Source organism: Usitatibacter rugosus, from assembly GCF_013003965.1.
Classification (GTDB): domain Bacteria; phylum Pseudomonadota; class Gammaproteobacteria; order Burkholderiales; family Usitatibacteraceae; genus Usitatibacter; species Usitatibacter rugosus.
The window spans coordinates 4,553,738-4,563,145 of sequence record NZ_CP053069.1; the positions used below are offsets into that span (position 1 = coordinate 4,553,738).

Here is a 9,408-nt window from a genome sequence, read left to right on the forward strand (position 1 = left end):
GGGCTACCGGCGCTTGAAACGCTCTACCAATCCCTGCAGTTGATCGAGGCTCGAATAGTCGATCACGACCGTGCCGCGGCCGCCGCGCTTCGCCTTCACGATCACCTGCGCGCCGAGGGATTCGCTGAGCTCTTCCTGCAGCCGCCGCGTGTCCGCGTCGATCCTTCCCTTGCCCGGCTTGGCGCCCGCTTTCGGCGCCTCGGCCGATTGCTGGACCAGGCGCTCGATCTCGCGCACCGACAGGCCCTGCACCGCGGCCTGGGTCGCGAGCTCCACCTGGCGCTGGCGTGAAAGCGAGAGAAGTGCCCGCGCGTGGCCCATCTCGATCTTGCCGTCCTGGAGCATCGCCTGGACCGCGGGCGCGAGCTCGAGGAGGCGAAGGAGGTTCGTCACCGCCACGCGCGATCGGCCGACGGCGCGTGCCGCCTCTTCCTGCGTCAGGCGGAATTCGTCGATGAGGCGCTTCAAGCCCGTGGCCTCCTCGATCGCGTTCAGGTCCTCGCGCTGGATGTTCTCGATCAGGCCGATGCCGAGGGCCGCGTCGTCGGAGACCACGCGAATGACGGCCGGCACCTTCTCGAGGCCCGCGATGCGCGCGGCGCGCCAGCGGCGCTCGCCGGCGAGGATCTCGTACTGCGCGTCGCCCACCGGGCGGACGATGATCGGCTGGATCACGCCGCGAGCACGGATCGATTCGGCGAGCTCGTTCAACGAGGCTTCGTCCATGCGCGTGCGCGGCTGGTATTTACCGGGGCGGAGTGTCTCGACGGGCAGCAGCGCGAGCTCTTCCTCGCCCTTCGGCTTCTTCGTCTCGTTCGAGCCGAGCAATGCGTCCAGGCCGCGGCCCAGTCCCTTGTGCTTGGTGGTCATGCGGCGTCTTTCACCTTGAAGCCATTGCGGCCGAGCAGCTCGCGGGCGAACGCGAGGTGCGCCAGCGCGCCTTTCGATTGCGGGTCGTGGAGGATGACGGGCTTGCCGAAGGAGGGCGCCTCGGCGATGCGGATGTTGCGCGGGATCACGGTGTCGAACACCTTGTCGCCGTAGTGCTTCTTCAGCTCCTCGGCGACCTGGATGGTGAGCGTCATCCGCGGGTCGTACATCGTGCGCACCAGCGCCTCGATCTCGATCTTGGGATTGAGCTTCTGCTTCACCTTGCGCAGCGTCCCCACGAGGTCGGACAGCCCTTCGAGCGCGTAGTACTCGCACTGCATCGGGATGATCACCGCGTCGGCGGCGGTGAAGCCGTTCACGGTGAGCATGTTGAGCGCGGGCGGGCAGTCGATGACGACGAAGTCGTAGTCGCCGCGCACCGGATCGATGGCCTTGCGCAGGCAGTACTCCCGATCCTCCATCTGGATCAGCTCGACCTCGGCGCCGGCCAGCTCGCGATTGGAAGGAACGACGTCGTAGTTGCCTTCGCAGCGCACGCGCGCCTCGGGCACGGTGCATTCGCCGAGGATCACGTCATAGACGGTCTTCTCGCACACGGACTTGTCGACGCCGCTGCCGGTCGTGGCATTGCCCTGCGGATCGAGATCGACGAGCAACGCCTTGCGCCCGTAGTGCGCAAGGCTTGCGGAGAGGTTCACCGCGATCGAGGTCTTGCCGACGCCGCCCTTCTGGTTTGCGATGACGAAGACGCGAGCCATCAGGCGGCCTTCAGGAGGACGAGGTGGCGCTTGGCGTCGAGGCTCGGAACGCGCAGCTCCACGACGCCGTCGACGCGATGCGAGGCGGGCACCTTCGCGATCTCGTCGAAGGGATGCACGCCCTTCATCGCGAGCAGGACGCCGTCGGATGCGACCAGGTGCTTCGATTGGGAGACGAAATCCGCGAGCTCGGAGAACGCGCGCGAGACGACGACATCGAACCGCGCCGGAGGCGTCCACCGCTCGACACGCTCGCAGACGACGGTGACGTTCGGAAGGCCGAGCTCGGCCTTGGCCTGCGCGAGGAATGCCGTCTTCTTGTGCGAGGAGTCGAGGAGCGTCACGGCCATCTGCGGCCGCGCGATCGCGATCGGAATGCCGGGCAAGCCCGCGCCCGTGCCCACATCGAGAAGCGTGGCCGCGTTGCCGAGCTGCGGAAGGATCGCAAGGCTGTCGAGAAGATGCAGCGCCACCATCTGCTCGGGCTCGCGGACCGCGGTGAGGTTGTGAACGCGGTTCCACTTGGCGAGCAGGCTCAGGTAGGCGGCCAGCTTCGCCTGCGATTCCGGCGGCAAGTCGAGGCCCATCGCCGAAAGTCCTTCGGCGATGCGCAGGTCGATGGTCATGCGGATTTCTCGGTGGGTGCCGCTTCGTCGGCGAGGCGGCGGCGTTTCAGGTGGACCAGCAACAGCGAGATCGCCGCGGGCGTGATGCCCTGCAGGCGCGAGGCCTGGCCCACCGTCTCGGGCCGCTGCTGCGTGAGCTTTTGCTGCGCTTCCTTGGACAGGCCGCGCACGGAGGCGTAGTCGAGGTCGGCGGGAATCGACTGACCCTCTTGGGCCTGCTGGCGCTCGACTTCATCCTTCTGGCGATCGATGTAGCCGGCGTACTTGGCCGCGATCTCGACCTGCTCGGTGACCGCCGGGTCCAGAAGGACGGCTACTGTATTGGGTTGCGCCGGTAGTGAGCCATAGCTCACATCGGGCCTGCGGAGCAGGTCGTAGAGCGTGTGCTCGCCCGAACGCGTGGCCTTGAGCCGCGACGTCTCGCGCTCGATCGCTTCGCGCTTCGCCTCGAACACCTTCCATTGCGCATCGCCCACCAGGCCCAGCTTGCGGCCCACCTCGGTAAGGCGAAGGTCCGCGTTGTCCTCGCGAAGCTGCAGGCGGTACTCGGCGCGGCTGGTGAACATGCGGTACGGCTCGGAAACGCCGCGGGTCCCGAGGTCGTCGACGAGCACGCCGAGGTAGGCTTCGTCGCGACGCGGGCACCAGGCGGCTTCACCCTTCACCTGGAGCGCGGCGTTCAAGCCCGCGAGCAGGCCCTGGGCGGCGGCTTCCTCGTAGCCCGTCGTCCCATTGATCTGGCCGGCGAAGAAGAGGCCGCCGATCGCCTTGGTTTCGAGCGATGCCTTCAAGCCACGGGGGTCGAAGTAGTCGTATTCGATGGCATAGCCGGGCCGAAGGATGTGGGCACTCTCGAGGCCGGGAATGGAGCGCACGAGCGCCCACTGCACGTCGAACGGCAGGCTGGTCGAGATGCCGTTGGGGTAGTACTCGTGGGTCGTGAGGCCTTCGGGCTCGAGGAAGATCTGGTGCCCCGACTTGCCGGCGAAGCGGTGGATCTTGTCCTCGATGGACGGGCAATAGCGCGGGCCGACGCCTTCGATCACGCCCGTGAACATGGGCGAGCGGTCGAGGCCGCCCCGGATGATCTCGTGGGTGCGCTCGTTCGTATGCGAGATCCAGCAGCTCACCTGGCGCGGGTGCATCCCGCGGTTGCCCCGGAAGGAGAACACCGGTTCCGGAGAGTCGCCGGGCTGCTCCACGAGCTTCGAGAAGTCGATGGTTCGTCCGTCGATGCGCGGCGGAGTCCCGGTCTTCAAGCGCCCCACGGGGAGCTTCAGCTCGCGCAGGCGCGCGGCGAGGGAAAGCGAGGGCGCATCGCCCGCGCGTCCCCCCTGGTAGTTGTTCAGGCCGACGTGGATCCGGCCGCCCAGGAACGTCCCGGCCGTGAGCACGACGGCGGAAGCCATGAACCTCAGTCCAATCGCCGTGACGGCTCCAGTGACGCGGTCGCCCTCGACGATCAGGTCGTCCACCGCCTGCTGGAAGATCCACAGGTTGGGCTGGTTCTCGAGTTGCCGCCGGATCGCGGCCCGGTAGAGCACCCGGTCCGCCTGGGCGCGGGTCGCGCGCACGGCCGGGCCTTTGCTGGCGTTGAGGGTGCGGAACTGGATGCCCGCCTCGTCCGTCGCCAGGGCCATCGCGCCGCCCAGGGCGTCGACCTCCCGGACCAGGTGGCCCTTGCCGATGCCTCCGATGGAGGGGTTGCAGGACATCTGGCCCAGCGTCTCGATGGCGTGCGTGAGGAGGAGGGTGCGCGCACCCGTCCGCGCCGAGGCGAGCGCCGCCTCGGTGCCGGCATGTCCGCCGCCCACCACGATCACGTCGAATTGCTGGGGAAAGTCCACGACTCGCGTCCGAAAATAAGGCCCCGAAGGGGCCGAACCAAGAGGCGAATTCTACGCGAAAGGCCCTCGCGGACCCACGTCTTGTTCCACGTGGAACAAGGGGCAGCGGCCTATTTGTCGCGCGCCAGGACCCAGGCCGTAGTGCGGGCGTAGGCCTTTTCGCGGGCCTCGGGATTGGCGCCCACGGTGGCCCCCCAGCCCGTCGGGCTGGCGGCATTGCTGACCTTGGGCCGGGTGCGGATCTCGCCGAAGCCGTCGAACGCGTGGTGGGCGCCCGGATAGATGTCCATTTCGATCGGGACGCCCTTGCCGCGCGCCTGCTCGAGGAGGGCCTCGCAGTGGACCGCCGGCGTCCAGTCGTCCGCGCCGCCCGCCTGGATCAGCAGGGGAACGGTGGCCCGGTAGGACGCCTTGAGAAGATTGGCGCAGCCGGGATAGAAGGCCACGGCCGAGCGGAACTCGGGCCCCTTGGCCGGCCGGCCCGGGGCATCTTCCTTGACCGTGTTGAGGACCGTCTGCGCGCCGTTCGACCAGCCCTGGAGGTGGATGTGGGCGGCGTTCACGTCCTTGCGCGCCGCGAGCCAGGCGAGGCTCGCATAGGCATCCTTAGGCCGGTCCCGGGCCGGGGAGATGGGGCGGTTGCGCTGGGTGCAGATCTCCTTCTCGCCCCGGGGGCCGAAGCTATCGACCAGCAGGGCGACGAAACCCTTCGCCTGCCAATGCTCTGCCCAAGCCACATAGCTTGCCGTCGGCTCCTGGCCGTCCTGACGCCACATCCCGCTGCAGCCGTGCATGAGGACGATCGCCGGGAACGGGCCATCGCCGGCGGGACGGTAGAGCCGGGCGGCGAGCGTCACGCCCGGACCCGGGAAGGTAACGGGCTCGCCTCCACCCGCCCAAGCCACGGCCGAGGCGCAAAGGAGCAGGGCAGCGGCAGGACGTTTCACGTGGAACGTCAGCGGCCCGCCGGACGGCGCTCGACGCAATACGAGTATCCGAGCGAGGCCAGCTCCTGCTCGGACATGGAGTCGGCTTTCGAGGCGGCGAGCAACATGTGGTTCTGGACACCTTCCAGCCAGCTATCGGCCACGCGCCGGACGGCCGTCGCCGGATCCCGCTTGGCCTTCACCGCGGCGACGATCGAAGGTGCCTGGGACTGCGTAAAGGATTTGCACGTCCGCTTCACGTCCTCGGAGGCCTGCTGCGCCGCCGCCGCTCCGGTGAAGGCCATCAACACAGCCACGATCATGAGTTTGTTTTTCATCGGCCCTCCCTGGGCTCATTTTCCAATGCAGAAGCGACTGAAGATCTCACCCAACAAGTCGTCGGCGCTGACCGCGCCGGTAATCTGCCCTAGCGCATCCTGCGTGATTTTAAGATCTTCTGCAAACAATTCAAAGGCTTGCGTGTTTCTTTCGGCGGAGGCCAGCCGCTCCCCAGCCACCCTCAACGCGACCAGGTGCCGCTCGCGCGCCATGAACAGCCCCTCGCCGTGCGGACGCCAGCCCGCCGTCTCCAGCAGCCAGGAACGCAGGGCGGCGACTCCGTCGCCGGTCTTGGCGGAAAGATGGATCTCGGCATCCTTCCCGGCCGCCGACGTGGAAGCCGTCGAGCGTGAGAGATCGATTTTATTGAAGACGTGCGCTTTCGGAATGCCCGCAGGCAAGCGCGCCAGCAAAGACGCATCTTCGACTCGCGGCTGCTCGCCTTCCTCGGTGATGTAGAGCACCGCGCCGGCGGAAGCGGCCGCAGCCCACGTGCGTTCGATGCCGATGCGTTCAACTTCATCGGCCGCCGCATCACGCAATCCCGCGGTGTCGATGAGGTGGATCGGCACGCCCTCCAACTCGATCGTCGCGCGCACGTAGTCGCGCGTGGTCCCAGCGATCGGCGTCACGATCGCGACGTCCTCGCCCGCGAGGCGGTTCAGCAGGCTCGACTTGCCGACGTTGGGCCGGCCCACGAGCGCGACCGTGAGTCCTTCTCGCAGCACGGCGCCTTGCCTTGCCGCATCGAGCAGCACCGCGTGCGCAACGCGAATCGCGGAGAGCTTTTCATCGAGCGCCTTTCGATCGGCAGGATCGATTTCCTCCTCGGGGAAATCGATGCACGCCTCGACATGCATGCGCAGCTCCGTGAGCGCGGCGACAAGCGACGTGATGCGTTGCGAGAATTCGCCGGCGAGCGATCGCGCCGCGCTCGCCGCGGCTTCCGTGCTCGAGGCATCGATGAGGTCCGCGACGCTCTCGGCCTGAGCGAGATCGATGCGATCGTTGAGGAAGGCCCTGCGCGTGAACTCGCCGGGCTCCGCGACGCGAGCGCCCAGTGCCACGCAGCGGCGCAGCAGCTCCCGCATCACGACGGGACCGCCGTGCCCTTGCAACTCGAGGACATCCTCGCCCGTATACGAGCGCGGCGCCGGGAAGAAGAGGGCGATGCCGCTATCGATGGGCGCGCCCTGGGCCGTGCGGAAATCGGCGAGGGTCGCGTGGCGGGGTTCGGGCAACGCGCCCAGCACACCGCCCGCGATTTCGCGGACGCGCGCGCCCGAGACGCGCACGACACCGATGCCGCCGCGGCCGGCCGGAGTGGCCACCGCGGCGATGGTGTCGGCGCCAGCGCTCAGCGGCGCGCTTTGGCCTTCGACTCGCGCTCGAGGGTGCGGTTGATATGCCACTGCTGCGCGATCCCGATCAGGTTCTGGACCACCCAGTAGAGCACGAGGCCCGACGGGAAGAAGAGGAAGAACACGCTGAACATAACCGGCATCAGCATCATCACCTTCGCCTGCACCGGGTCCGCAGGGGCGGGGTTCAGCTTCGTCTGCACGAACATCGAGATCGCGTAGATCACCGGCAGCACGAAGTAAGGGTCCGGCGCCGAGAGATCCTGGATCCAGCCCAGCCACGGCGCGTGGCGCAGCTCGATCGAAGCGAGCAGCACCCAGTAGAGCGCGATGAACACCGGGATCTGCACCAGGATCGGCAGGCACCCGCCGAGAGGATTGATCTTCTCGGTCTTGTAGAGCTCCATCATCGCGGTGTTGAGCTTCTGCTTGTCCTCGCCGTAGAGCTGCTTCAGCTTCTCCATCTTCGGCGCGAGGACCTTCATCGACGCCATGGAGCGGCCCGCCTTCGCGTTCAGCGGATAGAAGACGAGCTTGATGAGGACGGTGAGCGCGATGATGGCCCAGCCCCAGTTGCCGATCAGCGCATGCAGCCACTTCAGCAGCCAGAAGAGCGGCGCGGCGAGAATGTGCAGCCAGCCGTAGTCGACCACGAGCTCGAGGCCGGGCGCGATCTTCTCGAGCTTGTCCGTCTCCTGCGGCCCGATGTAGAGCGGCGTGTCGGTGGTGAGCGTCGCACCGGGTGCGATCGTGCCCATCGGCACTGTGACGCCGACCGTATAAAGGTTGTCGACGATGTGCGTGGTGAAGTACGTGCGCTTCACGCCGGGCTTCGGAACCCATGCCGAGACGAAGTAGTGCTGGATCATCGCGATCCAGCCGTCGGTCGCTTCCTTCGGGTGCGTCTGCTTGGCCTTCTCGATGTCCTTGAAGTCGACCTTGTGGAACTTGCTCGCTTCCGTGTAGACGGCGGGGCCGGTGAAGGTCGCGACGCCGGCGAAGGAGCTGGTCTGCGCCGCTTCCTGGCTGGGCTGGTTGTTGTCGCGCAGGAACTGGTAGTAGGCGGTCGCGTTGGGAAGCGGCTTGTCGGAGCCGTTCTTGATGTCGTAGTGCAGGTCGATCTCGTACGTGCCGCGCTTGAACGTGTAGCGCTTCACGACCTCGACGCCGTTCGCGTCCTTCGCGGTGAGCTTCACCTCGAGCGCGTTCTGCCCGTCGGCGAGGGCGTATGACTTCGCCTCCGGCACGAACATCGTCTTGTGCGTCGGCAGCGACCTGGAATCGTCGAGCAGGCCCGATTGCGTGATGAAGAAGTGCTTGGGGTCGGGCTCCAGCAGCGTGAGCGGCTTGTTGCGGTCCAGCGCCGAGAACACCTTCTTCAGCGTGACGCGGCGGATATCGCCGCCCTGCGTGTTGAGCTCGACGTCGAAGAGGTCAGTCTTCACGATCACCGGCTCGCCGGTGGCGGCGGTGACGCCGGGGGCCGTGAGCTGCGCACCCGGAACGGCGGAGGGCACCGCGGCGGTGGTCGCCGTCGCGGCCGAGCCGGGCGTCGTGGTCGGCGCGCTGGGAACGCTCGAGGGTCCCGCGGGCACGCTCGTCACCACGGACGGCGGCGAGACCTTGGGGGCGTTGTGCTTCTGCCACGCGTCCCACAGCAACAGCGCGGAGAGCGTGAAGACGACGAGGGCGACGAGTCTTTGGGTATCCATCATGACGCGGTGAATTCCAGGTTCAGGGGACGGGGTCGAACCCGCCGGGATGCCACGGATGGCACCGGGAGATACGGCGAAGCGCGAGCCAGGAGCCGCGAAGCGCCCCATGGCGTTCGACCGCCTCGATCGCATACGAAGAGCACGTGGGCAGGAAACGGCATTGCCGGCCCCACCACGGGCTCAGGACATATTGGTATCCGCGAATCAGCGCGACCAGCAACCGCCGCATTCAGCCTCCGGAACGCTGGTGCGCCTGGTCGAGCAGCGTGAGGAGCTCGGCGCCCAGGCGGGATTCGGCCTGCGCGTCGAGCTTCGAACGCAGGGCGATGACGAGATCCAGCCCGGCAAGCTTCACCGGATGGCGCCGGAAGATCTCGCGGGCCATGCGCTTGATGCGGTTGCGGTGGACGGACGAAGGAACGAGCTTGCGGGTGAGGGCAATGCCGAGCCTGGAGATTCCGGGCTGGCCGCCAGCGATGTGCAGCTGGGCGAGCGAACCGCGGATCTTGCTGGCGCTGCGCAGGACGGGGCCGAAAGACCCCTGCACCGCGAAGCGGTGGCGGCGCGAAAGACCTTCCTTCCGGACGCCGCCGTGCATCTCGTCAGACCGCGACGCGCTTGCGGCCCTTTGCGCGGCGCGCATTGATGACCGCGCGACCGCTGGCCGTCTTCATCCGCGCGCGAAAGCCGTGGACCTTCTTGCGGTGCGTGGTGGACGGCTGGAAAGTGCGTTTCATATCAACCTCAGGTGTTGGGCGGGGCTTTGTGCGTTCAAGCCGCTCGCGTGAGAAAAAGCAGGAAATTATAGCGGATCAAGGCCTTCGGCGCCATTGCTGCCTACCAAACAGGCACAGAGGCGGCTGTGGATAAGTGCCCCCATTCCAAGTAAAATTGAGAATCGCTCCCGCCCGTTTTCAGACCCCCTCCGCTCCCCGTTCCGCACCC

Annotated in this window: 11 protein-coding genes; all 11 read right to left on the reverse strand. The window is 67.1% G+C overall.

The genetic code is table 11. From position 1 onward, the window contains the following. Positions 1-3 precede the first annotated feature (3 nt). Complete coding sequence (locus DSM104443_RS21650; protein ID WP_171096077.1) at positions 4-870, reverse strand: ParB/RepB/Spo0J family partition protein; 867 nt, start codon at positions 868-870, stop codon at positions 4-6. After that, entirely contained in the window at positions 867-1,649 is a 783-nt protein-coding gene (locus tag DSM104443_RS21655; protein WP_171096079.1) for a ParA family protein, read from the reverse strand. Before DSM104443_RS21655 ends, DSM104443_RS21650 begins: the two co-directional genes overlap by 4 nt. Next, positions 1,649-2,275 (reverse strand): 16S rRNA (guanine(527)-N(7))-methyltransferase RsmG, encoded by a 627-nt coding sequence (gene rsmG / locus DSM104443_RS21660; protein WP_171096081.1) that lies wholly within the window; start codon positions 2,273-2,275, stop codon positions 1,649-1,651. The genes DSM104443_RS21655 and rsmG overlap by 1 nt, the downstream gene beginning before the upstream one ends. Next, positions 2,272-4,122 carry a tRNA uridine-5-carboxymethylaminomethyl(34) synthesis enzyme MnmG gene (gene mnmG, locus DSM104443_RS21665; RefSeq protein WP_171096083.1) on the reverse strand — a complete coding sequence of 617 codons (1,851 nt, stop codon included), beginning with the start codon at positions 4,120-4,122 and terminating at the stop codon, positions 2,272-2,274. The genes rsmG and mnmG overlap by 4 nt, the downstream gene beginning before the upstream one ends. Before the next feature lie 110 nt (positions 4,123-4,232). Beyond that, a complete protein-coding gene (locus tag DSM104443_RS21670) occupies positions 4,233-4,979 on the reverse strand; it encodes a dienelactone hydrolase family protein (protein WP_171096085.1) in 747 nt (248 codons plus the stop codon). Positions 4,980-5,077: 98 nt separating this feature from the next. Next, positions 5,078-5,386 (reverse strand): hypothetical protein, encoded by a 309-nt coding sequence (locus DSM104443_RS21675; protein ID WP_171096087.1) that lies wholly within the window; start codon positions 5,384-5,386, stop codon positions 5,078-5,080. Positions 5,387-5,401: 15 nt separating this feature from the next. Further along, positions 5,402-6,718, reverse strand: a complete 1,317-nt coding sequence (gene mnmE, locus DSM104443_RS21680; RefSeq protein ID WP_246232407.1) for a tRNA uridine-5-carboxymethylaminomethyl(34) synthesis GTPase MnmE — start codon at positions 6,716-6,718, stop codon at positions 5,402-5,404. Between the two features lie 26 nt (positions 6,719-6,744). Further along, positions 6,745-8,460: a membrane protein insertase YidC gene (gene yidC, locus DSM104443_RS21685; protein WP_171096089.1), complete on the reverse strand. Its 1,716-nt coding sequence runs from the start codon at positions 8,458-8,460 to the stop codon at positions 6,745-6,747. Positions 8,461-8,482: 22 nt separating this feature from the next. Beyond that, positions 8,483-8,692 (reverse strand): membrane protein insertion efficiency factor YidD, encoded by a 210-nt coding sequence (gene yidD, locus DSM104443_RS21690; RefSeq protein ID WP_171096091.1) that lies wholly within the window; start codon positions 8,690-8,692, stop codon positions 8,483-8,485. Further along, the gene (gene rnpA, locus DSM104443_RS21695; protein WP_171096092.1) at positions 8,693-9,061 is read right to left on the reverse strand and encodes a ribonuclease P protein component; all 369 of its coding nucleotides are present in this window, start codon (positions 9,059-9,061) and stop codon (positions 8,693-8,695) included. Between the two features lie 4 nt (positions 9,062-9,065). Beyond that, positions 9,066-9,200: a 50S ribosomal protein L34 gene (gene rpmH, locus DSM104443_RS21700; protein ID WP_171096094.1), complete on the reverse strand. Its 135-nt coding sequence runs from the start codon at positions 9,198-9,200 to the stop codon at positions 9,066-9,068. Positions 9,201-9,408 lie beyond the last annotated feature (208 nt).

Excerpts from the sequence above, each read along its gene's own strand:
- DSM104443_RS21650 (WP_171096077.1), bottom strand. The coding sequence starts at position 870 with ATGACCACCAAGCACAAGGGACTGGGCCGCGGCCTGGACGCATTGCTC.
- DSM104443_RS21655 (WP_171096079.1), bottom strand. The coding sequence starts at position 1,649 with ATGGCTCGCGTCTTCGTCATCGCAAACCAGAAGGGCGGCGTCGGCAAG.
- rsmG (WP_171096081.1), bottom strand. The coding sequence starts at position 2,275 with ATGACCATCGACCTGCGCATCGCCGAAGGACTTTCGGCGATGGGCCTC.
- DSM104443_RS21675 (WP_171096087.1), bottom strand. The coding sequence starts at position 5,386 with ATGAAAAACAAACTCATGATCGTGGCTGTGTTGATGGCCTTCACCGGA.
- yidC (WP_171096089.1), bottom strand. The coding sequence starts at position 8,460 with ATGGATACCCAAAGACTCGTCGCCCTCGTCGTCTTCACGCTCTCCGCG.
- yidD (WP_171096091.1), bottom strand. The coding sequence starts at position 8,692 with ATGCGGCGGTTGCTGGTCGCGCTGATTCGCGGATACCAATATGTCCTG.
- rnpA (WP_171096092.1), bottom strand. The coding sequence starts at position 9,061 with ATGCACGGCGGCGTCCGGAAGGAAGGTCTTTCGCGCCGCCACCGCTTC.
- rpmH (WP_171096094.1), bottom strand. The coding sequence starts at position 9,200 with ATGAAACGCACTTTCCAGCCGTCCACCACGCACCGCAAGAAGGTCCAC.